This is a genomic window from Enterococcus sp. DIV0167, assembly GCF_050541555.1.
Taxonomy (GTDB): domain Bacteria; phylum Bacillota; class Bacilli; order Lactobacillales; family Enterococcaceae; genus Enterococcus; species Enterococcus faecalis.
In genome coordinates this window covers 1,080,354-1,105,486 of sequence record NZ_CP172933.1, presented here as the reverse complement: position 1 = coordinate 1,105,486, position 25,133 = coordinate 1,080,354, and the positions used below count along the sequence as shown (strand labels likewise).

The 25,133-nt window shown below is 37.5% G+C and carries 24 protein-coding genes, 1 tRNA gene and 1 riboswitch; of the genes, 3 read left to right on the top strand and 22 right to left on the bottom strand.

The window, feature by feature from the left end; translation table 11 throughout:
• Positions 1-54 precede the first annotated feature (54 nt).
• Positions 55-882, bottom strand: a complete 828-nt coding sequence (locus tag IGM09_RS05465) for a helix-turn-helix domain-containing protein (RefSeq protein ID WP_002381942.1) — start codon at positions 880-882, stop codon at positions 55-57.
• A gap of 177 nt (positions 883-1,059) precedes the next feature.
• On the opposite strand from IGM09_RS05465, the gene IGM09_RS05460 reads away from it, so the two are divergent.
• Positions 1,060-1,236, top strand: coding sequence for a hypothetical protein (locus IGM09_RS05460; RefSeq protein ID WP_002357816.1), 177 nt, complete (start codon positions 1,060-1,062; stop codon positions 1,234-1,236).
• Between the two features lie 65 nt (positions 1,237-1,301).
• Here IGM09_RS05460 and IGM09_RS05455 read toward each other — a convergent pair whose 3' ends face one another.
• From IGM09_RS05455 to mgtA, 13 genes are all read right to left on the bottom strand, one after another.
• The gene (locus IGM09_RS05455; RefSeq protein ID WP_002357817.1) at positions 1,302-2,519 is read right to left on the bottom strand and encodes a pyridoxal phosphate-dependent aminotransferase; all 1,218 of its coding nucleotides are present in this window, start codon (positions 2,517-2,519) and stop codon (positions 1,302-1,304) included.
• Positions 2,520-2,753: 234 nt separating this feature from the next.
• Positions 2,754-3,197, bottom strand: coding sequence for an IS200/IS605 family transposase (tnpA, locus tag IGM09_RS05450; RefSeq protein WP_010713340.1), 444 nt, complete (start codon positions 3,195-3,197; stop codon positions 2,754-2,756).
• Between the two features lie 287 nt (positions 3,198-3,484).
• Positions 3,485-3,568, bottom strand: a tRNA-Leu gene (locus IGM09_RS05445).
• Positions 3,569-3,636: 68 nt separating this feature from the next.
• On the bottom strand, positions 3,637-4,098 hold the full coding sequence (locus tag IGM09_RS05440; protein WP_002365561.1) for a SprT family protein: 462 nt from the start codon (positions 4,096-4,098) through the stop codon (positions 3,637-3,639).
• Between the two features lie 26 nt (positions 4,099-4,124).
• Positions 4,125-6,317 (bottom strand): Tex family protein, encoded by a 2,193-nt coding sequence (locus IGM09_RS05435; protein ID WP_033624938.1) that lies wholly within the window; start codon positions 6,315-6,317, stop codon positions 4,125-4,127.
• 97 nt (positions 6,318-6,414) lie between these two features.
• A complete protein-coding gene (locus tag IGM09_RS05430) occupies positions 6,415-7,149 on the bottom strand; it encodes a metallophosphoesterase family protein (protein ID WP_002392539.1) in 735 nt (244 codons plus the stop codon).
• A 238-nt stretch (positions 7,150-7,387) separates the two neighbouring features.
• Positions 7,388-8,554, bottom strand: coding sequence for a molecular chaperone DnaJ (dnaJ, locus tag IGM09_RS05425; protein WP_002361704.1), 1,167 nt, complete (start codon positions 8,552-8,554; stop codon positions 7,388-7,390).
• A 54-nt stretch (positions 8,555-8,608) separates the two neighbouring features.
• A complete protein-coding gene (locus tag IGM09_RS05420) occupies positions 8,609-8,731 on the bottom strand; it encodes a hypothetical protein (protein ID WP_002357824.1) in 123 nt (40 codons plus the stop codon).
• A gap of 114 nt (positions 8,732-8,845) precedes the next feature.
• The gene (gene dnaK, locus IGM09_RS05415; protein WP_002357825.1) at positions 8,846-10,675 is read right to left on the bottom strand and encodes a molecular chaperone DnaK; all 1,830 of its coding nucleotides are present in this window, start codon (positions 10,673-10,675) and stop codon (positions 8,846-8,848) included.
• A gap of 59 nt (positions 10,676-10,734) precedes the next feature.
• The gene (grpE, locus tag IGM09_RS05410) at positions 10,735-11,274 is read right to left on the bottom strand and encodes a nucleotide exchange factor GrpE (protein ID WP_002357827.1); all 540 of its coding nucleotides are present in this window, start codon (positions 11,272-11,274) and stop codon (positions 10,735-10,737) included.
• Positions 11,275-11,328: 54 nt separating this feature from the next.
• On the bottom strand, positions 11,329-12,372 hold the full coding sequence (gene hrcA / locus IGM09_RS05405; protein ID WP_033624937.1) for a heat-inducible transcriptional repressor HrcA: 1,044 nt from the start codon (positions 12,370-12,372) through the stop codon (positions 11,329-11,331).
• Between the two features lie 225 nt (positions 12,373-12,597).
• Positions 12,598-13,746, bottom strand: a complete 1,149-nt coding sequence (hemW, locus tag IGM09_RS05400; protein ID WP_033625284.1) for a radical SAM family heme chaperone HemW — start codon at positions 13,744-13,746, stop codon at positions 12,598-12,600.
• 243 nt (positions 13,747-13,989) lie between these two features.
• The gene (mgtA, locus tag IGM09_RS05395; RefSeq protein ID WP_033624936.1) at positions 13,990-16,650 is read right to left on the bottom strand and encodes a magnesium-translocating P-type ATPase; all 2,661 of its coding nucleotides are present in this window, start codon (positions 16,648-16,650) and stop codon (positions 13,990-13,992) included.
• 113 nt (positions 16,651-16,763) lie between these two features.
• A riboswitch (M-box (ykoK) riboswitch) is annotated at positions 16,764-16,934 on the bottom strand.
• A gap of 252 nt (positions 16,935-17,186) precedes the next feature.
• On the opposite strand from mgtA, the gene IGM09_RS05390 reads away from it, so the two are divergent.
• Both IGM09_RS05390 and IGM09_RS05385 read left to right on the top strand, forming a co-directional pair.
• Positions 17,187-18,062: a LysR family transcriptional regulator gene (locus IGM09_RS05390; protein ID WP_002382245.1), complete on the top strand. Its 876-nt coding sequence runs from the start codon at positions 17,187-17,189 to the stop codon at positions 18,060-18,062.
• 23 nt (positions 18,063-18,085) lie between these two features.
• Positions 18,086-18,973: a LysR family transcriptional regulator gene (locus IGM09_RS05385; protein WP_002357832.1), complete on the top strand. Its 888-nt coding sequence runs from the start codon at positions 18,086-18,088 to the stop codon at positions 18,971-18,973.
• Positions 18,974-19,034: 61 nt separating this feature from the next.
• Here the strand turns inward: IGM09_RS05385 and IGM09_RS05380 are convergent, their stop codons facing one another.
• The 8 genes from IGM09_RS05380 to truB all read right to left on the bottom strand — a co-directional run bounded on the left by IGM09_RS05380 (position 19,035) and on the right by truB (position 25,078).
• The gene (locus tag IGM09_RS05380) at positions 19,035-20,183 is read right to left on the bottom strand and encodes an FtsW/RodA/SpoVE family cell cycle protein (RefSeq protein ID WP_002357833.1); all 1,149 of its coding nucleotides are present in this window, start codon (positions 20,181-20,183) and stop codon (positions 19,035-19,037) included.
• Positions 20,149-21,324, bottom strand: a complete 1,176-nt coding sequence (locus IGM09_RS05375) for an FtsW/RodA/SpoVE family cell cycle protein (RefSeq protein WP_002357834.1) — start codon at positions 21,322-21,324, stop codon at positions 20,149-20,151. Before IGM09_RS05375 ends, IGM09_RS05380 begins: the two co-directional genes overlap by 35 nt.
• Positions 21,325-21,482: 158 nt before the next feature.
• Positions 21,483-21,743 carry a DUF2087 domain-containing protein gene (locus tag IGM09_RS05370; RefSeq protein WP_002360471.1) on the bottom strand — a complete coding sequence of 87 codons (261 nt, stop codon included), beginning with the start codon at positions 21,741-21,743 and terminating at the stop codon, positions 21,483-21,485.
• A 24-nt stretch (positions 21,744-21,767) separates the two neighbouring features.
• Positions 21,768-22,109, bottom strand: coding sequence for a DUF1048 domain-containing protein (locus IGM09_RS05365; protein ID WP_002357836.1), 342 nt, complete (start codon positions 22,107-22,109; stop codon positions 21,768-21,770).
• A gap of 3 nt (positions 22,110-22,112) precedes the next feature.
• Positions 22,113-22,436 (bottom strand): PadR family transcriptional regulator, encoded by a 324-nt coding sequence (locus IGM09_RS05360; RefSeq protein ID WP_002357837.1) that lies wholly within the window; start codon positions 22,434-22,436, stop codon positions 22,113-22,115.
• A 149-nt stretch (positions 22,437-22,585) separates the two neighbouring features.
• Positions 22,586-23,182, bottom strand: a complete 597-nt coding sequence (locus IGM09_RS05355) for a GNAT family N-acetyltransferase (protein WP_002357838.1) — start codon at positions 23,180-23,182, stop codon at positions 22,586-22,588.
• Complete coding sequence (gene ribF / locus IGM09_RS05350; protein WP_010775786.1) at positions 23,182-24,132, bottom strand: riboflavin biosynthesis protein RibF; 951 nt, start codon at positions 24,130-24,132, stop codon at positions 23,182-23,184. Before ribF ends, IGM09_RS05355 begins: the two co-directional genes overlap by 1 nt.
• A gap of 25 nt (positions 24,133-24,157) precedes the next feature.
• The gene (gene truB / locus IGM09_RS05345) at positions 24,158-25,078 is read right to left on the bottom strand and encodes a tRNA pseudouridine(55) synthase TruB (protein ID WP_002360476.1); all 921 of its coding nucleotides are present in this window, start codon (positions 25,076-25,078) and stop codon (positions 24,158-24,160) included.
• Between the last annotated feature and the right edge of the window lie 55 nt (positions 25,079-25,133).

Sequence of the window (25,133 nt, the reverse complement as noted above, 5' to 3'; positions counted from 1 at the left end):
TCAGTACAAAAGTCAAGAAATGGTGTAGACCTTTTAAGCAATTCTGAGGATTTTTTAAAGATTGCCACTTTCCACATTTTTCATTTGTTGTGCTAAGTTCAGATAACGTTCTGCTTCTTCATGTTTATTCTTTCTCATTAAAACTAAATATTTTAGATTTAATAATTCACTTAAATAATAATAACTATTTTTTTTGCGGGCCCAAGTAATTCCTTGATCCACATAAATTTCGGCATCTTTTTCTGTATAATTTTTGAATAAGAAATCAGCATAATTAAAAAATATTTTCGTTAACTCTGCATTACTGCGTTCATTTGGCAATTGATTAAAATAATGAATACTCAAACTTAAAAATCGTTCTGCTTCTACTCGATTGCCCATGTAACCATAAGTAGCACCTAGACAACTAATTAATTGAATCTCTAAATCAGAAACATTTAACTTATCGGCTTTATAGGTGAAAGATAACCCTTTACGCAAGCTAGCAATAGCTTTTTCATAATCATTTAGAACAAACAATTCACAACTACCTAAATAATAATAATATTTTTGCCAGTCCGTATCTAAATACAATTGTTCTTCAATACGATTTTCCTTTAAATAATTTAATAATAATTGATATTTTTTATGGCGAAAATATTCAGCCATTTTTTCAAATGAATACGTAACAACGTGCACATCACCAGATTTATAACGCATAATCTGGTCAACAGTCACACCTAAACGATCACAAAGTTGTTGCATTACGAGAACGTTTGGCAACTCTTCATTGTTTTCAATGCGACTTAAAACACTTTGCGAACAGATGTCTTCTGATAACATTTTCTGTGTCAATTTTCTATTTTTTCTAATTTCTTTAATAACTGCACCTAAAGAATTCATCACAATAGCTCCTATTTATATCGGCCATTTTCCTTGCAAAATGGGGATTTTGTCAAAATATGCGAATTCGCATTATGCTTTTATTGTACTTTATTGCATAATATACTGCAAGAACATTATCTAAGGTTTTCTTAGAAAATAAATAGGTTCATTTTTATTAAAAAGGAGTGTTATTGTATGGCCGAAGAGAAAAAGGTTCACTTCATTTGGGAAAAAACAAATTATTCAGGCTTTGTGGAGAAGGAGTATGAAAATTCTTATCTCATCGTAGTAGCAAATCCTAGTCCTGATATGGAAGAAAAATACACCAACCGAATGATTATTAGTAAAAAAGCATGTGAAACCGCAGAATAGTATTGTTGATAAAACAAGAACTACCAAAAAATAGCTTCGTTAGAGGCTATTTTTTGGTAGTTCTTTTATTTTTGTTTGTAGGTACTTAAAAATTCACGCATTTTATCTGCTGTAGTTTTTAAGTCTTCCATCTTCGGTAAATAAACAATACGGAAGTGATCGGGTTGTTGCCAGTTGAACCCACCACCATGGACTAATAAAATATGATGTTTGTGTAAGAAATCTAAAACAAATTTTTCATCATCATAAATGTCAAATTTGGCCGTATCAATTTTCGGGAAAATATAGAAAGCTGCTTTAGGCTTCACGGCTGATAAACCAGGAATATCATTTATCGCATTGTAAATAAATTCTCGTTGTTCGTAAATTCTGCCACCTGGTAAAAGTAAATCATCGACACTTTGATAGCCGCCTAATGCGGTTTGAATGATTTGTTGTGACAACACATTCGAACATAACCGCATGGAAGCAAGCATATTTAGCCCTTCGATATACCCTTTTACTCGTGATTTATCTCCACTTAACACCATCCAACCGCATCGAAAGCCTGCCACTCGATGTGATTTTGACAAACCATTCAATGTTACGACAAATAAATCAGGTGCTAATGTAGCAATCGGTACATGAACCAAACCGTCCATGACCAAGCGATCATAAATTTCATCAGAGTAAATAATTAAATCATTTTGACGTGCCACTTCGACAATTTCTAGTAATAACTCTTTCGGATATAAAGCACCAGTCGGATTATTTGGATTTATAATAACGATTGCTTTTGTATTCGAAGTTATTTTTGATTTTATATCATCAATGTCTGGATACCATTCTGCTTGCTCATCACAAATATAATGAACGGGTGTACCGCCCGCCAAAGAAACAGAAGCAGTCCATAAAGGATAGTCTGGCATTGGCACAAGTACTTCATCGCCGTTATTTAACAAGCCTTGCATACACATGGTAATTAGTTCACTCACGCCATTACCAGTGTAAATATCATTAATCGTTACATTAGGAAATTTTTTTAATTGGCAATATTGTTCAATCGCTTTTCTTGCAGAAAAAATACCTTTTGAATCGGAATAACCTTCTGAATCGCGAACATTCACAATCATGTCGCGCACAATTTCATTTGGGGCATCAAAACCAAATGGCGCTGGATTCCCTGTATTTAATTTCAAAATACGTATGCCCTCTTCTTGCATGCGTTCTGCTTCTTCTAAAACAGGACCACGGACATCGTAACTTACGTTATTTAATTTATCGGATTTTTTAAAATTTCTCACACGGACTCCCTCGCTTCACAAATTTATACTCTAAAGTTACGCCAACTATAATGAAAAAGCAATAATAAATATCAGAATTTAATAAAAAATTGATGGTTTTTCCGTAATAAGTAAATATCCACCCGCATAGCGGGTGGCTTTTTAATAGCCCTAGAAGGGCTCGCTACCTGCTGCTCCCTTTAAGGGAGCTTTTTAGAGACCGCCAACCGCTACCTTTCTATTCTTATCTAGCTGTTACTTCCTAAATGGATCTTTATACTCTCTTTTGTTTATACTATCCCTTACTCGATCTTCTGCTTCTTGTTCTCGTATATATTTTTGGTTCAGTCCTACAGTGCTCACATAATAGCCTTTTGACCAAAAGGATCGATTTCCATAATTGTATTTTAAATTCGCATGACGTTCATGAATGATTACTGCACTTCTTCCTTTTAAGAAACCCATAAAACCTGATACACTCAACTTCGGTGGAATTCTTACCAACATATGGATATGGTTGGGCATTGCATGCGCTTCAATGATTTCGACTTCTTTCACCTCACACAATTTCCTTAGTATTTTCCCTATATCTCGCCTTAATTGACCATAGATTACTTTTCTTCTATATTTTGGTGTAAACACAAGATGATACTTACAATTCCAACGAGTATGTGCTAAACTTTTATCGTCGTTCGACATTCAAAAACTCCTTTCGATTTGATAACGGTTGGTAGCCTTTATCTATTATATCGAAAGGAGTTTTTATCGCTAAAGCTCTGGCCTCCACGCGCAGTACGCGTGGTTTTTTTGTCGAAATCTCTTTAGAGATTTCAACTGACTAAAGTCATAAACAAGAGCGTGGGACAAAAATCACTTTGGATTTTTGCTCCACGCTCAAAAACTGATAAACGGCGGGAACAGAAGCAACTTCTTCTTATTTCTCGGAGTTAAACACTTCTGTCCCGACCTCTTGTTATACTAGTCGATGCAGATGATGGGACTCGAACCCACACGGACATCTGTCCACATGACCCTCAATCATGCTTGTCTGCCAATTCCAACACATCTGCATTTTAAGAGCACTTATTTATCCTAAAATAATTACTGGTCTTTGTCAAGATAACAAAGACCAGAATTGTTAGATTTGTTCTTTTTTCGCTTGCCAGGACAAACGCCCATGACATTTTCCGCAGACATATCGTGTCGTATCAATTCGTCGTTTTCTGAGGATGACTTCTCCACAAGACTGACATTGGTACTGATGGAAAACTGCTTTTTTCCGTTCTACTAGAGGCGGTGCATAACGGGCACCGCCAGTCTTAGCCAATAACTCTTTAAAGTCCTTATCTTTATGCTGATAGCCTTTGCCAGCTAAATGTAAATGATAGTGACATAACTCATGCTTAATGACTTTTTCCAGTTCCTCTTGTCCATACTTTAAAAAGACAGTTGGATTAAAATCCAGGTGATGCGAAGCTAAATGATAGCGACCGCCCGTAGTTTTTAACCGCCGATTAAATGTAGCTTGATGCAGAAAAGGTTTCTGAAAAAATACGATTGAAATTTTTTCCACTAGCGTTTGAAGCGCTTGATCTGTCATCAAGACTGGTTGAGACTCTTTCATTGTTACTCTTTTCTATCAGCCCGAGGCAACATGGTTAAACTAATACGCCCCTTTTTCAAGTCAACATCTTCTACCCAAACTGTGACTACATCACCCACCGCAACAACATCCGTTGGGTGCTTAACAAATTTAGGACTTAACTTAGAAATGTGGACTAAGCCATCTTGCTTCACACCAATATCGACAAACGCACCAAAGTCAATTACGTTTCGAACAGTCCCTTGCATTTCCATTCCTGGTTTCAAATCTTCCATTGTCAACACGTCTTTACGTAAAAGTGGCGCGGACATCTCATCGCGCATATCACGACCTGGTTGGATTAAACTAGCAATAATATCTGTGAGTGTTTCTGAACCAACTTCTAACTCAGTAGCTAATTGATTCACTGGTAACTGTTTCAATTTTTCGATAGCTTCTGCTGTCCCTAATTCTTTAGAAGCAATCTCTGCTTTTTCTAAAATTGCTTGTGCTACTGGATAACTTTCTGGGTGAATGCCAGTGTTATCTAACACATTTTTGCCATTAGGAATTCGTAAAAAGCCAATTGCTTGTTCAAATGCTTTTGGTCCTAAACGAGGTACTTTTTTGACTTGGTTTCGTGCTGTAAAGACACCATTTTCATCACGATAAGTGACTAAGTTTTGCGCCGTTGTTTTATTTAAGCCAGAAATATGTTGTAAAAGTTGAGCACTCGCTGTATTCACATCGACACCAACTTGGTTTACTGCAGTTTCCACAACAAAATCCAATTGCTCGGCAAGACGTTTTTGCGATACGTCATGCTGATATTGACCGACCCCGACTGCTTTGGGATCAATTTTTACTAATTCTGCCAACGGATCTTGCAAACGACGTGCAATGCTAACCGCACTTCGTTCTTCGACTTGTAAATCAGGAAACTCTTTACGAGCCACTTCACTCGCAGAGTAAACGGAAGCCCCTGCTTCATTAACAATCACGTAAAAGACGTCCCGTTTCACCGCTTTTAATTGCTCTGCCACAAACAATTCAGATTCACGACTTGCCGTTCCGTTTCCAATAGCTACCATGTCCACTTGATAGTCTTCAATGATCTTTTTAAAGGCTGGACCAGCGGCTTCACGTTTCGCAGCAGTCGCTGGTTTATGTGGATAAATCACTTGAATTGCTAAAACTTTACCAGTTTCATCGACAACTGCTAATTTACAACCTGTCCGATAAGCCGGGTCAAATCCTAGAACAACTTTTCCTTTAAGTGGTGACTGTAATAATAAATTACGTAAATTTTCACCGAAAATTGCAATCGCTTGTTCATCAGCTTTTTCTGTTAATTCATTGCGAATCTCCCGTTCAATCGCTGGTCCAATGAATCGTTTATAGCTATCTAAATAAGCAGCCTCAATGTATGGAGCAGCTAAACTTGTTGCTTGCTTGCCGATTAGTTGACGTTGGAAATAATCATTAATTTTTATTTCATCAGCGACAAGGGAAACCTTTAAAATGTCTTCTTTTTCACCACGATTCGTTGCTAAGACACGGTGCGGCACCATTTTGCTAACTGGTTCTGCAAAATCGTAATACATTTCATAGGTCCGCTTTTCGTCTTTTTCTTCGTCCTTAACTACGCTAACGTATTGCGCATGTTTAACCATATAATCACGTAACCATGTTCGGTATTTTGGTTCATCGCTAATACGTTCTGCTAAAATTTCATGAGCACCTTGCAAGGCTATCTCGGCGGTTGCAACTTCTTTTTCTTCATTAATAAAAGTAGCCGCTTTGGCTAAGATATCCGCGTTTCCAGGTAAAGAGAGCAACCAATCTGCTAATGGTTCCAACCCTTTTTCTTTCGCGATAGTCGCTTTAGTCCGACGTTTTTGTTTATATGGTCGATATAAATCTTCCACTTGTTGCATTTTTACTGCTTTTTGAATATCTGTTTTGAGTTCTTTTGTTAGTTTTCCTTGCTCTTCAATTAAACGGAGAACTTCTTCTTTCCGCTTTTTCAAGTTTTGTAAATAATGATAACGTTCTTCTATTTCACGGATTTGGACTTCATCTAAACTTCCAGTCATTTCTTTCCGGTAACGGGCAATAAAAGGAACTGTATTTCCTTCATTTAATAAAGTTAAAACCGTTGTTATTTGTTTTGAACGATACGTTGTCAATTCTTTTTGAAGTAGCGCTACTACTTCTTCGTTATAAGCTTCTGCCATTAACTAGATACCTCTTTTCTTATGCATACTTATCTATTTTAGCATATTTTTGCTTCTAAATATAGAAGTGAGGTAACTGATTCGTGCGATTAAGGAATCAAAATTCTGGTTGCCACGCAGGGGTGCGTTTTTGATATTCGATATCTTGGACAATGCCTTTTTCATTAAAAATCACACCATGCACAGAGCCGCCAAAAATAGCACCACCATCTATCCCGATTTTTCCATCACTTTGCCAAAGGTCCGTGGTCTGCATATCACCATGTAACATCGGGGTAATGGTATGACCAAAAACAATGGTCTTGCCTGTATTATTTTTCCCTTGATGAAAGGGTTCGCGAATCCACAAAAAATCCTTAGGTGCTGTTTGCCGCCAATCTTCCATCGTTAAATCAACCCCAGCATGCACAAATAAGTAATGCTGCCATTCAAAATAAAGTGGTCGTTTTGTTAAAAAATCAATTAACTCTGGATAGCGACTACGGATCATTAAGGCCATTTCTGTTGGTGAGTATTCTGCAGTAGCTCCTGGATGCAAGAGACTTTCAATTGTTTCCTTGCCACCATTGCGAACATATCCTGCAAACCAGTCCTCTGGATTTTGAAGAAACTGCAAAAAATATTCTTCATGATTGCCTCGTAAATAAACAGCGCCGTGTTGCTCGACAAGTTCTTTTCCTTTGAGAAAACAGGCTTTAGAATCCGGACCACGGTCGTTTAAATCACCAATTAAAACTAGCTGATGCTCGACTGGGTCATAGTCTGTGAGTAAGGCATCAAACAAATCTGCTTGTCCATGAATATCACTGATTACATAAACATATGGTTTCATAAATAAGCCCTCCTAACTTGCTTATATTAAGTATACGCTAAATTTTAAAATATTCTCGTAAAATGTTTGGAAGTAAAAAAAGAAAATAGGACATAAGTCAAAACGACTTATGTCCCACTCTCTAAATCTTAAAATAATCAGTTGAACAAAAGCAGCACCTACAATTACTCGTTGCAATTTAGCCTTCGAGAGTGATGAACACTTGGAGCTAACTGCTTTTGTCTCTGACTCGTTTGTTTTATTTTTTCTTCTTACCGCCAAACGCATCTTTCATTTTATCAAAGAAGCCTTCTTCTTGTTGTTCAGTTACATTTTGTCCGCCAGCTTTTGCAAAAGCTCGTAGGGCATCCTTTTGTTCTTCATTAAGATTTTTTGGTGTTATTAATTTCACTTTCACGTGTTGATCACCATTGCCCCCACCACGTAAACGTGGCGCACCTTTGCCTCTTAAGCGGAAGTTTGTGCCAGTTTGTGTTCCAGCCGGAATTTTTAATTTCACGTCACCATGAACAGTTGGGACAGTTACTTCGTCCCCTAGAGCCGCTTGGACGAAACTTACTGGTAAATCATAGTAGATTTCTGCGCCATCTCGATCGAAAATATCACTATCTTCAACACGAAAGACTACATATAAATCACCATATGGTCCACCATTGGTACCCGCTTCTCCTTGGTTAGCTAAGCGCATTTGTTGGCCGTCTTCTACTCCAGCAGGCACATTTACTTTGACAGTATGTGCTTTTTTCTCATGACCTGTGCCATGACAAGTTGGACATGGTTCTTTAATTTCTTTCCCTGTGCCATGACACACATCACAAGTTTGACGACTCATCATACGACCTAATGGCGTTTGACGTTCAACATTGATTGTTCCAGAGCCATGACATTTATGACAAGTTTCTGGGTGTGTGCCTGGTTTGGCGCCATTACCGCCACAGGTTGCACAAGTATCTTCTCGATTGTACTTAATCTCTTTTTCGACACCGAAAATAGCTTCTTCAAATTTCAATTGAATTGTATATTGTAAATCGGCGCCTTGTCTTGGTGCATTTGGATCAACAGAACGGCCACCGCCGCCAAAGAATGAATCGAAAATATCTTCGAATCCACCAAAACCACTACTGCTAAATCCGCCGCCACCGAAACCGCCAAAGCCACCAGCGCCGCCACCGTAATTAGGATCAGTTCCTGCATGGCCATATTGGTCATAGGCCGCTTTTTTCTGTGGATCACTTAATACTTCATACGCTTCAGAAACTTCTTTAAATTTTTCTTCCGCATCGGCTTCTTTGTTAATATCTGGATGGTACTTTTTGGAAAGTTTGCGGTATGCTTTTTTAATTTCATCATCTGAAGCACCTTTTGCTAATCCTAGCACTTCATAATAATCTCGTTTCGTCGCCATTGACTTCCCTCCAACTTTCTTCAAACTTTACAATGTGTTTAGAACCAGCCAAATTCATCGATTGCTTTCGGTCTCTCTGGTTGGATTATCTGTCACACCTTGAATCAGTGTTACTAGCTGTGAATAGGTATTTTCAGCTTGTTTAACATCGTTGTAATCATACCACAGTTCTTTCAAAACCTAAATAGTTTCTTGCTAACTTGATTGTGGTTGATTTTCTCACAAAAGACAAGGGACTGGGACATTAGTCATTGTACTAATGATCCAGTCCCTAAAATCAATTGTTATTGATTATTTGTCATCACCATTTACTTCTTCAAAATCAGCATCAACAACATCATCAGCGCCACCTTGGGCAGCTTCAGGATTTTCTTGTGCTTGTTGTTGCGCAGCTTGTTCGTAAAGTTTTACTGTTAAGTTTTGGACGATTTCATTCAATGAATCACGTTTTGCTTTCATTTGTTCGATATCGTTTGCTTCGATGGCTGCTTTTAATTCATCACGCGCATCTTCTGCTTTTTTCACTTCTTCAGCGTCTACTTTGCCTTCTAATTCTTTCAATGTTTTATCAACAGTGAATAATAAAGCATCTGCATCGTTACGTAAGTCAACTTCTTCTTTACGTTGTTTATCTGCTTCAGCGTTTGCTTCAGCATCTTTCACCATACGTTCGATTTCATCATCAGATAAACCTGAAGAAGATTTAATCGTGATTGTTTGTTCTTTTTGAGTGCCTAAGTCTTTCGCACGAACATTTACAATCCCGTTTTTATCAATGTCAAAGCTTACTTCAATTTGTGGCACACCACGAGGAGCCGCAGGAATATCTGTTAATTGGAAACGACCTAATGTTTTATTATCAGCGGCCATTGGACGTTCACCTTGTAAAACGTGAATATCAACAGCTGGTTGATTGTCAGCAGCAGTTGAGAAGACTTGTGATTTACTTGTTGGAATCGTAGTGTTACGATCAATTAATTTTGTAAATACGCCACCCATAGTTTCAATCCCTAATGACAACGGTGTTACGTCTAATAAGACAACGTCTTTAACATCACCAGTGATTACGCCACCTTGGATTGCAGCACCCATTGCTACTACTTCGTCAGGGTTAACTGATTTGTTTGGTTCTTTGTTTGTTTCTTTGCGAACAGCTTCAACTACAGCTGGAATACGTGTTGAACCACCAACTAGGATAACTTCGTCGATTTCAGAAGGATTTAATCCAGCATCTTTCAAGGCTTGACGTACTGGTACTTTTGTACGTTCAACTAAATCACTTGTTAATTCATCAAATTTTGCACGAGTTAAGTTCATTTCTAAGTGCAATGGTCCTGCTTCGCCAGCAGTAATAAATGGCAAGCTGATTTGTGTGCTTGTTACACCTGATAAGTCTTTTTTCGCTTTTTCAGCAGCATCTTTCAAACGTTGTAATGCCATTTTATCGTTAGCTAAGTCAATGCCATTTTCTTTTTTAAATTCTGCAACCATGTAGTCAATGATCTTATTATCAAAGTCATCCCCACCTAGGTTGTTATCACCGGCTGTTGATAATACATCGAAAACGCCATCGCCTAATTCAAGGATTGACACGTCGAATGTACCACCACCAAGGTCAAAGACAAGAATTTTTTCATCTTTGTCTGTTTTATCTAAACCATAAGCTAAAGCTGCTGCTGTTGGTTCGTTAACGATCCGTTCTACTTCTAAACCAGCAATTTTACCAGCATCTTTTGTTGCTTGACGTTGCGCATCGTTGAAATATGCAGGAACTGTAATAACTGCTTTTTCAACTTTTTCACCTAAATAGTCTTCAGCAAAACCTTTTAAATATTGTAAGATCATTGCAGAAACTTCTTGTGGTGTATATGATTTTCCTTCAACATCAACTTTGTAGCCAGCTTCACCCATGTGACGTTTAATAGATGAAATCGTGTTAGGATTTGTAACAGCTTGACGTTTTGCTACTTCGCCCACTTGAATTTCGCCGTTTTTGAATGAAACGACCGAAGGAGTTGTGCGGTTACCTTCTGGGTTTGCAATAATTTTTGCTTCGCCGCCTTCTAGTACTGCGACAGCTGAGTTTGTTGTTCCTAAGTCAATACCAATAATTTTACTCATAGTGAATATCTCCAATCTGTATTAGTTTTCTATAATAATATATTTTTAATTAACGTTTGTTATTGTGCAACAATGACCATGGATGGTCGTAACACACGATCTTGTAATTTGTACCCTTTTTGTAGAACTTCAACAATGGTATCTGCTGGGGTTTCTTCAGAAGCAGGGACTGTTTGAACGGCTTGATGTAAATTTGGATCAAAGGTTTCACCCATTGCTGGGATTTCTTCAATTCCTTCTTCTTTTAAAGCCACAGTAATACTTTCTAGCACCATCGAAATACCTTTTTTCAAGCTTTCGCCTTGTTCATCTGATACTTCAATAGCCATTGCTCGTTCTAAATTATCAATAGATGGTAAAATCTTTTTACCTAAATCTTGTGAGCGGTAACGAACTAATAATTCTCGTTCGTTTTTATTTCGATTGCTCATATTAGCAATTTCGGCTCTTGCCCGCAAGAACTTGTCTTCCATTTCGGAAAGCTCTGCTTTAAGATTTTCAATCTCTGTTGCTTCAACTTCTACTTCAGAAACGCCAGCAGCATCAACAGCTTCCATTTCTTCTTGTAATTCTTCTTGCTTCTCTTCTTTTTTACTCACTTCAGCAACTTCCTTTCTCTTTATGCATCTACTTCTTATCCTAACAAGGTTTGCTTAATTACCTAAAAAACGGTAATAGTCACCTAGTTGTGAAGCTAGCTCATGTCGAAACGTGTCTACCAAACCGAATATTTTTGAATACGGCATACTGGTTGGTCCTAGCAGGGCAATTGTTCCTTTGCCATGTCCTGATACTTCATACGTAGCAGTGATCATGCTCATATCTTCTAAGAGATTGTTGCCAATTTCTGAGCCGATACGAAAAACAATTGGATTTTCTGTTGTTGCAGAACCATTTAATAAATGCGTCAGCTCATCAGAATTTTGCATAAAGGAATAGACAGATTTCAATTGTTCAATATCTTGTTTGATGCCAAAATCTAACAAATTCATGCGACCACCGACAAAGACTTTTTCTTCAAAGGCATGTCCTAACATCTCATCGAATAAGTTCATCATTCCTTCTGGCGTTTGGAAATAGCGATGTAAAATCATCGGAATCTCCGTCCGCAAACGATGATAAACGGTCAACAAAGGTTGTCCAACCAACTTATCATTGATGATTTGTGTCATTTTTTCAAGATCTTGGCTAGAAACAGCGGCAGGAATGGCAAATACTTGGTTTTCAACATTGCCTTTATCTGTCACTATAATAGCAAGGACTTGCCGATCATTCAAAGGAACCATTCGAAAGCCGGTTAATTTCCGTTCTTTCACTTCAGGTCCTAATGAAAAAGCAGTATAACTTGTCAATTCTGATAGAATTTCAGCTGATTGTCGAATAATATCATTAATCTCATGAAATTCTTTTCCAAAAGATTGACGGATCCTTCTAAGTTCGTCCTCTTCTACTTGTGTTGGTTGTAAAAGATGATCCACGTAGTAACGATAACCAGCCATTGAGGGGATTCGCCCTGAAGAAGAATGGGTCTTAGCTAATAAGCCGTATTCTTCTAATGCTTTCATATCATTACGAATTGTGGCAGAACTAGAGGCAATGCCATCCTCCATCAATTTCTTAGAACCGACAGGTAAGCCCGTGTTCGTGTAATTTTGGATGATAAGTCTCAAGATATTTTGTTGTCTTTCTGTAATCATCGTTATTACCACCCTTCATTAGCACTCTTAACATCTAAGTGCTAACTACATATACTAATATAACAAGTCCTTACCTTTTTGTCAAGGGAAATACGCAACTTTTTAGCACTCTTCACACAAGAGTGCTAATCGCTGCAAACCACCTTCAAAAACCATCAATACCAACTTTTGTAATAAAAAAATCATCGAAATGCTTTGTCACACTTCGATGATTTTTTTATTTTTTCACTCTTTTTCACTTAACAAAAATGCTTCAAAAACATTATTCCCCACAAATAGTCCTTTTTTCGTTAAACGTAAGATATCTGCTTCTTCAATTAATAATTCTTCTTTGATTAAGCGTTGAATGACCTCTCCATAAATTGCTTCAATTGGTTCATGAAATTTTTGTTGGAATTTTTGTTTAGAAATACCTACTTTTTTACGTAAGCCTAAAAATAGCTCCTCTTCTATTTGATTTAGACGAGTTAATTCTTCAGTCTCCACAATTGGCAATTGATTTTCTCGCAAGGGTTTCAAATAATGTTGGATTGGACCGTGATTTTTGTAACGAGTTTGTCCAAGATAGCCGCTGGCACCTGCGCCAAATCCATAGTAGTGGTCATTATTCCAATAAGCTAGATTATGCTGGCTTTCTTTTCCTGTTAAAGCAAAATTACTGACTTCATATTGATGCCGTCCTTTTTTCTCCATTGCTTCAATCGTTTCGTCAAACATCTGTGCTTCGATTTCTTCTTCAGGCAGCTGTAACCGTCCTTGGCGAACCCAGTTCATGAACATTGTTTTATTTTCAAGAATTAATGAATAAAGCGAATAGTGCGGCAAGTCCAATGCTAAGGCTTTTGTCAAAGTATCGCGAAAACTTTCCAATGTTTGTCCAGGTAAAGCATAGATTAAGTCAATACTGACATTGGTAAAATTTTCTTTCTCTAAAAATTTCATTGTTTCATAAACATCTGCGGCGGTGTGCTTGCGGCCGATTTTTTTGAGCAAGCGATCATCAAATGTCTGAACGCCCATCGAAAGACGATTGACGCCATAGTTTTTCATGACTTGTAATTTTTCTTGGGTTAAATCACCAGGGTTTGCTTCCACCGTAAATTCATTTCGGTCATCAAACGTTAGCTGTTCGCGAACCCCTTTTAGTAGCACATCTAACTGTTTCGCTGATAATGAAGTTGGCGTGCCTCCGCCAATATAGATGGTTTTCATTTCTTGTTCTGGATACAATGCTTGCGTAAGTTGAATTTCTTTTAATAAACTCTGAATATATTCATCAACTGGTTGTCCTTCTAAAAAGACCTTGTTAAAATCGCAATAATAACAAATATGCTCACAAAATGGAATATGAATATAGGCCGACCGATCGAACATCGGCGTTGAAGTTGAAAGTTGGTTTGTTTTGGTCATTAGCTCGTTTTATCTCCTTATTACCAAAAAGCTCGTTCTTTTTGGAAAGTCTCTACTAGCCATACTAACTGTAAATGACAAATAAATCCATAAAAAAATTCGCACAGTCACTTAAAACAACAACGAGGAGCTGTCATAAAAACCGACACCTCCTCAACCTTGAAAGAAAAGTAAAAAAATTTTTCTATATATAATAGTACAAATCAGTTACAGTAATTGACCGTAACGTTTGACGTATAAAACTTTAATGAACGCAACCAGTGCTAAATAAGCAACAATTGTCGGGATTAAATACAAGAAATAGCTTGGTGATAAACCGACAAATCCTAGTTCTGCACCGAAAGCGGTAAAGGGTAAAACAGTTCCGAGAACAATCCCTGCTGTAGTGACTAACGTCATAATTCCAGAAGCACTACTTTGAAGGAAAGGCATTTTTTCTGTTCGTAGGAAATGCAAGACGAGCATTTGGGACCATAAGGACTCAATGAACCACCCTGCATGGAAAATACCGATAAAGAGCAATTGATCTGCTCCATTTAATTCAAAGAATGAGCCACCTAGGATAGCCGGACACACAATGAAATACATAAATAAATAGGTAACAATATCAAAAATAGAACTCGTTGGGCCAAACCAACGCATAAAATTACCAATTGATTTTGGTTCCCATTTTTTTGGTTTTTCTACGTATTCTTCATCTACTTTGTCCCAAGGAACTGACATACACGAAGTATCGTAAATTAGATTTAATAATAGCGATTGAATCGGAGCAATCGGTAAAAATGGTAAAAAGATACTTGCTGGGATCACGGAAAACACATTGCCAAAATTAGAACTTGCTGTTAATTTGACGTACTTCATCGTGTTCGTAAACACGCGCCGTCCAGATAAAATTCCTTTTTCCAAAACCATTAAATCTTTTCTCAATAAAATTACATCCGCCGATTCTTTCGCTACATCGACAGCTGTATCAACAGAGATTCCTACATCAGCAGCACGCATTGCTCCAGCATCATTTATTCCATCACCTAAAAAGCCAACAGTTTGACCATTTTCAGTTAACGCATTTACAATACGAACTTTTTGGTCAGGCGTAATTTTGGCGAAAATATTATACGCTTGAACGGTTTTTCTTAATTCTTCTTGGTTTAATTGTTGAAGTTCATTTCCTGTAATAATTTTTTCGCCAGCCAGACCAACTTCTTTACAAACAGAATGCGTCACATACTGATTATCCCCCGTTAATACTTTCACAGCTACATTATGTTGATGCAAGGTGTGAATAGCTGCCGCTGCTGTTTCTTTTGGCGGATCCAAGAAGGCAAGATAACCTTGTAAAATCAACTCTGATTCATCTTTAGTTGTATACTCCCATTCAGCCGCTTCGACTTTTTTATCGGCAATTGCTAGAACGCGCAAACCATCTCGATTTAAAGCTTCAACGTCTTTGGTAATTTTTTGACGCAGCGTCTCTGTTAAGGGCACAATTTCGCCATTTAAAAGTACCTGTGTGCAGACCAAGAGCATTTCTTCAACCGCACCTTTGGTAATTAAGCGTGTTTCTCGCGTTTTAAACTCTTTGATAATCACACTCATTCGACGTCGATTGAAATCGAAAGGAATTTCATCTACTTTATAAAAATCATCTGATTGTATATCACTTTCTTGCGTCGCCGCTTGAATAACGGCGTTATCCATTAAATTACGCAAACCTGTTTGAAAATAACTGTTTAGAAATGCTAAATCCAAGACTTTTTGATCTTCTTGGCACCCAATATTATAGTGGTATTCTAAAATTACTTTATCTTGTGTTAAGGTACCTGTTTTATCCGTACAAAGTACATCCATCCCGCCAAAATTTTGAATGGCATTGACATTTTTCATAATCGTGCCTTCTTTAGCCATTTCTCGAGAACCTTTGACTAAATTGGTTGTTACAATCATAGGTAACATTTCTGGTGTCAAGCCGACAGCTGTGGCAATCGCAAACATTAACGCTTCCACCCAATCGCCTTTTGTTAACCCATTAATTAGAAAAACAGTTGGCGTAATAACCAACATAAAGCGAATCAGCACCCACGTTGTTTTATTAATTCCTGTTTCAAAACTCGTCTGCTGCTGCTCTTCTCCGTTATCAGAAGCCATCCGTCCGAATAAAGTTTGATTACCAACTTTAATGACAATGCCCAAACCAGTGCCACTAATTACATTTGTTCCTAAAAACAAAAGATTGTCATATTCTGTATCAATTTGATCACTATCTTTTTGATGAGTCGCGTGTTTTTCAATGGGAAAACTCTCTCCAGTCAAGGATGATTGGGAAACAAATAAGTCCTTAGATTGGATTAAACGTAAATCGGCTGGAATCATATCGCCAGCGGATAGTTGGACTAAGTCGCCACACACAACTTCCTCAATAGGAATTTCCATTTGCTTCTTGTCACGAATGACTGTCGCTGTAACTTTAATCATATTTTGTAATTTTTCAACTGCATTGCTTGATTTGACTGATTGTACAAAACTCATCGTGCCGCTTAAGATGACCATCGCTAACATAATTAACACGCCAGTAACATCTTTTTCCTCTGGCGCAGCATAGACATATTCTGTAAAAAATGAAATCGTGGCTAGTGCTAATAACACCAAAGTAAACGGCGTGATATACGATTTTATAAAAAGTCGCAGCCGTGAAGCTTTTTTTTCATTCATAATTTTGTTGCGGCCATAACGTTCTTGTAATTCTTCAATATCTTGGTGTTTAATGCCATCCCAAGTTGAGCCGAAACGTTGTAAAACTTTTTCTGCTTCTGAGTGGGCAAACTTTTTGTAACTATAGTCATGGCCCAAGTGACGCATTTTCTTTTCCATTTTCTTTCACCTCATTTATCTGTTGTTGACTTGAATTGACGATCGGTTCATCTTCCATTTTCCTCACCCTTTCCACAAAAAAAGACACGCTGAAAACTCAACGTGTCAAAGAATAATCGTTCTTATCGTTGAGCTTTAGCACTATACAACGTAAAAAGCGATTGCTTTTAGCTACCTTAAGAAAAGCCTTCATTCGACAGTTCCTGTTCTACCCATTGGCGTCTCTCGACATTTTTGGGCAGTAGCCTATGTTTGTATAGGAGCCTCACCTAACAAATCTTATTTAATTACAACAGCAAGTATAATTCTTCCTTGAAAAAATAACGATATAGAAAAAGTTTTTAGTAGATAACTTTTTGTCCATTCAGTAACAAAAAGAAAAATAATCCGCTTATTTACTATGGTTTTCTGGTATGATTCGTATTTATTCATAGAATCATAACTGGTTAAATTAATCTAAAGACCGTCAGATAGCCTTGTCGAGAAGCTTTTCTTCTGCTATTTTTTGTATAGTTAAAGAAACGGCGGTGAGGAAAATGAAATTACAACAACTAGAATATTTTATGGCAGTTTCAAAGTATGCGAGTTTTACTTTAGCTTCTCAAAAGCTCCATACGAGTCAACCTTATTTAAGTACCCAGCTCAAGGAGTTGGAACGTGAATTAGGTGCTTCATTAATTTTAAGAGACAAGAAACATTGTCGGCTTTCTCCAGCAGGCGAAGTCGTCGCCAAGCGAACAGAGATGATTTTTGCACTCATTAAGGAAGCGCAAGAAGAGATTAATGAATTAGTGACCCAAGGATCGACAACGACCATTCGGATTGGAACAAACTTAATTGATATAGATAAAGCATTTGGAGAAGTCTTGTTGTTATTTAATCAATCCTATCCGTATGTAAGTATTGATTTTAAGTATTATTACGATCTTGAAACAGCCTTGGAAACAGATTTAATTGACATTGGGATTGGGATATTTTTGGATACCTCGATTCCATTAGAGAAAGAATTAATTTATACAGAAAGCTATCTCCTTTGTGTCAATAAAAATCATCCTTTAGCCCATGCCGATAGCGTAACGATTGACGAAATTCGTTCTTTACCTTTTGCTGCATATTCCGATCAAGTATATGAAAAAAAAGTGTTTAAACGTTGGGAACGTAAAATCAATTGGGAAAATCGGCAAATCGTCATCGAACTCCCTTCTCTTCATTTAGTCTTAGACATGGTCCAACGAGAAAAAGCCTGTAGCATCCTTCCCTATTCACTCACTGATGAACTAAACAGACGTAACTTAGTTGGTATTCCTCTGGAAGATAGTCCAGAACGAGCCATCTATTTAGTTCAGAATAATCATCACGGACATTGTGAAGCACACCGTTATTTATTCGAACAATTACGTTATTTATTCTAGGAATAGAAAAAGGAGGAATTCCCATGGAACTATTTCGTTTACATTATTTTTTAGAGTTATGCAAAGTGAAACAATTTACTAAAGCAGCCGAAAATTTAGCAATTTCTCAAGCTGCCCTAAGTAAGCAAATAAAAATTCTTGAAGCAACGTTAGGCGCGGAACTTTTTAATCGCCAAGGTCAAACTACCACCTTAACACCAGCTGGATTAATTTTAGAAAAATATTGTTGGCGCATCACCAATGAGTTGGTCTCAATTGAAGAAGAGCTAAAAGAAATTAATCATTCTTCCAACCATATTTATGTGGCCACTTATCTCTGTGATTTAGAATATAAATTGAATGACTTACTAATGACAACATTAACGGATCGTTCATCCAACTTACAAGTCCACACTATTATTACAGAAAATATTCTTCAATCCTTGGAAACAATGGATGCAGATTTTGGTATTTCCTTTGCTGACTTACCATTACCTGAACATATTGGTAAAATTGATTTATTTACAGCAAATTATCAATTCATTTTAAGAAACGATCATCCAGCTTTGGCCAAAGCTACGACGGAAGAAATTTTAAAAGAACTAACAATGTACCCCTTCGTCCGTTTAAATACCGAATTTTCCGAGCAAAACAAATTAACCAATTGGCTAGATACTACGTTTTCTAATTTTTCTCCAGAGAAAGTCATTCAAGTGGATACTCTTTCACTTATTACTCACTTGGTGTCTCATTCCGATAGTTTCGCTATTGTCCCCGAATACACAAATATTCAACTTTTAGACAATTCGATTCATACACTAACTTACCAAGAACTACCTAAACGAAACATGGCAGTTTATTATTTAAAAGAACGTTACATGAGTCGACAACTTCAACAACTTTTGGCTGAATGCCAAAAACAATTTCAATAGTAAAAACCAAGACTAGAGCTTGTCGGCAAGCGAGTTCCAGTCTTGGTTTTTATTTGTGTTTTCAGGTAGCGGCTTCTCTTCCTTTGACAAATCCTAAAGAAGTGATAGCCATCACTAACGAAGTGCCTCCTTGACTTAAAAACGGAAGCGGAATACCTTTTAACGGCAACAGTCCAATCACCGCACCGATATTCTCCACCGTTTGAAAAACCAGCGAAAAAATGAGGGCGACACAGATGTACATACAAAAACGCGAATTGCTCCGCAAGCCAGCTACTAAAACTTGATAAAACAAGTAAAAATAGAGAAAAACAACGGTGGCACTGCCCACAAAGCCCCAGGCTTCCCCGATAAAAGTAAAAACCATATCAGACTCACGAACAGGGACATACACTTCAATCCCATGCACACCCTTGCCAAATAAACCACCCGAACCAATTGCCAATAAACCTTGTACTTGTTGATAGGAGATTTTATCGACATAATCATAGGGATGAATCCATGCTAAAATTCGATCCAATTGATATTGTTTAAAATGTAAAAAGAAGAGTACTTTGTGCCCCCACTCTGTAAAGACTAACAGAATCAAGACCACGCCTAACGTTGCTAAAGCACTGAAAATAATGATTAAAATTTTGCGATCAATTCCTGAAATAACTAAAAGAGATAGGATAATCGTTACGAAAACAAGGGATGTCCCAAAATCTTTTTGTACCGCCATCAAGAAAAAAACAGGGACACTAACCGCAACGATTTTTTTTAGAAGTTGCTTGTCTGAACGCCATTTATCAGACCAGTCTTGTTGCTCATGTTGGACAATAATTTTTGCCAACATTAAAATAAACGCAATTTTCGCAATTTCTGATGGCTGAAATTTAATAAACCCTAAATCTAACCAGCGCTTTGTGCCCGTCAATAAATACATTCCTTTGTCATAGGAAAAATACAAAGCACTCATTAAGATTAATGAAAACCCATAGAAAAAAGGAGCTACTTTCCAAATAAATTTCTGTGACAGCCGACTAGCTAAAAACATGCCTGCATAGCCAACAAAAATAAAGAAAAGTTGTTTTAATGCTGGCACAGTTCCATCTTTTCCTTCATTAACGGCAATCCAATATTGCACACCAGAAGATAAAAGTGTGAGTAAAAAAATGGGCAATAATAAATCATAATTAAGATGTAAGTTGAATTTTTTTGTATTGACCATTTAACTGCCGCCTTTCGTTTGCAATAATTTTAATGACGATTCCTAATGCCACTGAAAAGATTAAATAACTTGTCCCACCGTAACTAACAAACGGTAAAGGAATTCCCGTCATTGGAATCAAACCCAAAACGCCACCAATGTTAATCGCCGTTTGAGCTAAGATCAAGGTCCCGACCCCTAACAAAAACAAGCCGTAACAATGATTCTTTATTACACAACTACTCCGCAAAATGGAGGCCGCTAAAAATAACAAAAGAAATAGTAATAGTAAGCCGCCAATCAAACCAAGTTCTTCCACAATCACCGCAAAAATAAAATCGGTTTGACCTTCTGGCAAGCCACCTTTTTTTACCATACCATTGGCTAATCCAGTGCCCCAAAATCCACCATTATACATTGCTAAATAGGCCATTGAAGGCTGAAATCCGCGATCATGAAAGGATAAAAACGGATTTTTCAAAACAACTAAGCGGTCATACACATGCGCAAAAAAATGTGGTAAGTAGCGGTGATCGCCTAGAAAAATAATTATTTTAGAAAGAAGCGCCGCGCTAGCAACGACAATCCCCGCAGCAATTACACTAAATTTTGCATGAATACTTGCTGAGAAAATTAAGACACTGCCAATAACTAAAATAAGAATAGCCCCGCCAACTTTGGGTTGAATCAAAACTAAAAATGCAACGACCAAAACAAACAGCCATTGTTTCCTTAACTGCTTCGTTGTCAAGCCATTTTCTTTTTCACCTAAATAACAACTCAAGTAATAAATAATCGCAAAATTACAAAGCTCTGATGGCTGAAATTGGATTCCAAAGAGAGAAATCCAACGTTGTGCGCCATTCGCTGCTACACCAAAAAAAGGTAGTCGAACCATTAACAGTAATAGTACCGAAACTAAAAGCAGTCCAATTGCAATTTTTTTATTAAATAACACTTCTAGTCGAACTTTGTAAATCACGAACATTAGCACCCAGCTGAGACACATAATAATGCCTTGTTTAATAAACACAGCAGTGGGCTTCACGCCTTGCATCAGCAAGTCATAGCTACTGGCGCTATAAATCATTAACGCGCCAATAATACTTAATATAATAAAGGTCAAAAGAATTTTTGTTAGACCTAAAGTACGTAGATTCATTCTCTCACCTCTATCTTTTTCTAATTAAATCAATCTTACCAGTCTGAGTTAGAAAACAAATAGAGAGTTTTTTATAGAACTATTACTAAGCTTACATAACAAAAAGTAGCTAGACTTGGTTCATTTCACCTAGTTTCGCTACTTTTAAAAAAAGACATTTATATAATTTTTGTGTGTTGCTCACATTTCTGATAAATTTTTCCAAACTTATCTCTTTCTAAATACTGATAATCTACTAAATACCGTCTCAAAAGTGCATAATCTTCATAGATTTCTCTAAGTCGCTGATTGACTTCTTTTTCCGTATATTCTTTCCCAAATTCAAATTGGTTGGCCACACGTTGAAACACTTGGACTTTTTTCGCATTTTTCTTGGGAATAACCAGCAACTTTCCTTCTTTAAAAAAATTTTCAACCACGTTTATTCTCCTTTTTTGTTTTGACTATTGTTTAGAAAATTGATGATTCAGTTTTTCTTTCTGTTTATCGGTCCATTTGCCAGCGACTTCATTGACAATTGTTTCAGCAAAATCACCTACTTTTTCTCCCGTAATATTTTTGATAGGTGTTCCGTTAGCAGCTCCTTCTTCAAACAAATCAAGTAAATCAGTCAACGCATTGAACATATTGGCTCCGCTATGATCTGAAAAATGCCATGCATATTTTTCAATTTCTTGAAATACTTGTCGATACTCTGCTGGTAATGCTGCAATCCGTCGTTTATATTCTTTGTACTCTTTTTTATCCCCAACAACTTTTTTGATCAACGCTTTAAAATTTGACATGCTCTATCCCTCCATTTTTTTCATCTTGTTTACTTGTTTTGAAAGCAACGTCCACCGCTGCCAAAAATCAGCGAGTTCTGCTTCTCCTGATGAGGTTAAGCGATAGAACTTCCGCATTGGCCCTTTTTCTGAAGGCTTTTTTTCAGCTATAACCCATTGATTTTTTTCTAAACGCAGTAAAATCGTATAAACGGTTCCTTCAACAATTTCAGTAAACCCTTGGTCATTTAAAATTTTTGTAATTTCATAACCATATGTTTCTTTCCTTTGGATGATGGCTAAAACTAAACCTTCTAAAATGCCTTTTAGCAACTCTGTCTGCTTCACTGCTTTTCCTCCCTGAACTACTCTTTATTACTATGTACCACTACATAATAATACTGAGTACCGGTTCTGTCAACTACTTTGTAGTAAAAAGTAGTAAAGACACGACAACTACCAGTACTTAACTAGTGGTTGTCGTGTCTTATTATTCTTTATTCATTTATTCCGAGTTCTGCTTCAAAGGCTTCTAATTCTGCAGGGTGTGTTTCTGGATAAGCAAAGCATGTTGAAAAATGCCACTCCCCACCACTTGTGCCAAAATAACCTGGCAGTAATTCCAAAGCCAATAATGCTTCTGATGTTTCTTTTTCCGGTAACGTAATCTGAAAAGTAGTCGCTGGAACAAAACCAAACTTCGTATAGTAAGTTGGATGGCCCAGGATAATCAATCCGCCGACGCCTAATTCTTTGGCCTTCTGCACAGAATGCTTAATTAACGCTGAGCCTACGCCCGTGTTCTGTGCTTCTGGATGGACACTTAGCGGCCCAACGGTCAAAACAGCCTTTTCTGTATGATCAGGTAATCGTAGTTTGGCTTTTGAAGACATAATATGACCCGTTAATTTTCCTTGATCAGTTTCTGAAACTAAGGACAACTCCGGAATAAAGTCGGCACTTTCTCTTAATAAATGCACGATAAAATGCTCTGTGGGACGCCAGTTTTCGGTCAAGTTTAATTCCTTGAACGCTTGATACGTTAAACGCTCTACAGCTTGATACTCTGCAGGTTTTTCTTGACGAATCTTCATTATTTGTCCTCAGATTGTTGGAAATAGTCAGCCGTATCTCGTTCATCTTGTTTTAATTGGTCGATCAAGGCTTCAGCCCCATTGAATTTCACTTGGTCACGTAAATAATGATTCCAACGAACCACCACTTGCTCACCATAGATGTCTTGATGGAAGTCCAAAATATAGACTTCCACGGTTAGATCGCGTCCTTCTCCAAAGGTGTCATTATGACCAATTGAGCCCATGCCGACATACCATTTGCCACCAACTTCGATTTGCACAGCATAGACGCCAATTCTTGGTAAGCGCACGGTGCTTTTCACTTTGACATTAGCGGTCGGGAAACCCAATAAACGGCCACGAGCATCGCCATGGACAACTGTTCCTTCTGTTTCATAAATATATCCTAACAACTCCGTGACCTCCTCCATTTCGCCGGCTTCCATTTTTTCGCGAATTCTTGTTGAGCTAATTTTGGCACCAGTCATTTCTTCTTTTGGTACTGTCACCACTTCAAAACGGCCTTGCGCATAAGTTGGTAACTGTTTGACTCCAGCGATTTCTTTAGGACCATACGTATAATCAAACCCAGAGACTGCCACTGCACTATTTAAATTAACGATATACTGATCGACAAAATCTTGCGGTTTTAATTGAGCAAACGCTGAAGTAAATTCGACAATATATAAAATATCAACGCCCAAGTTGGCCATTAGGCGTTCTTTTTGTTCCAAGCTAGTTAAATATTTCATATTTTCTGGTAAAACTTTTTGAAAAACGATTGATGGGTGTTGGTTGAAGGTCATCACAGCTAACTTCAAGCCTTTTTCCTCAGCAATCTTTTTGCCTGTTTCAATTACTTTTTGGTGGCCTTTGTGAACACCGTCAAAAAAGCCTAGGACCATCACGACTTCTTCATTAGGAATTTGAGTGGGTTCATAGGGATGATGTAGTTGAATAACTTGCATGTGCAAAAACTTCCTTCTTTTTTATTTAATTGTTCCGTAGAACTTTACTTGGTTTCAATAATTTATCATGCGTTGGGTGTGGCATGTATAAACTAACCACTTGATTTTGGTAAAATAAGGCAACTAAGGATTCTGGCATTGCCTTTATTCCTAGTTCTTTTTTGTGCAAACGCATGCCATTTTTTACTTTTTGATACAATTCATCTGATAAATCAATTCGTGGGAATTGTTCTACTGCTGTCTCAATGGGCAACAGGCATTGATCGATTGTTTCAGCAGCCATTTGTTTGGCTACTTCTTCTAACGTTAAGCATTGCGCAGCTTGCAAACCGCCACTTGCCGTTCTCGTTAAATCCGACATATGGGCAGGATAGCCTAATTTTTTGCCAGTATCCACGGATAGTGTCCGCACATAGGTTCCTTTGCCACAGACCACTTTAAACCGCCAACTTTGTGTTTGAGCGGATTCGTTAAAAATTGGTTCACTAGTACGTTCAAATGAATAAATCGTAGCTTTTCGTTGGGGCCGTTCAACTTCTTCCCCGTTCCGCGCATATTCATATAAACGTTTACCATTGACTTTCACCGCAGAAAACATCGGTGGGATTTGTGTGATTTCACCTGTCATTTCGGCCATTGCTTGATCAATTTGTTCAGTTGACAGAGGTGTTGTAACTGGTTTTTTTTCAACAATTTCGCCACTAACATCTTCGGTTGTCGTAGCAAATCCAAGTGTAATTTCACCTTCATAGGTTTTGCCAGAATCTACCATGTATTCGATCACTTTCGTTCCTTTGCCAACGCAGATGGGTAAGACCCCTTCGACATCTGGATCTAGCGTACCACCATGACCAATTTTTTTGGTATGTAAAATTTTTCTCAATTTAAATACGCAGTCATGACTTGTCATGCCACGTTCCTTCCATAACGGTAAAATGCCGTCCATTATAGTTCCTCCAGTTCCGATAATACTAACTTTGTCATTATAGCATAAAAGTACC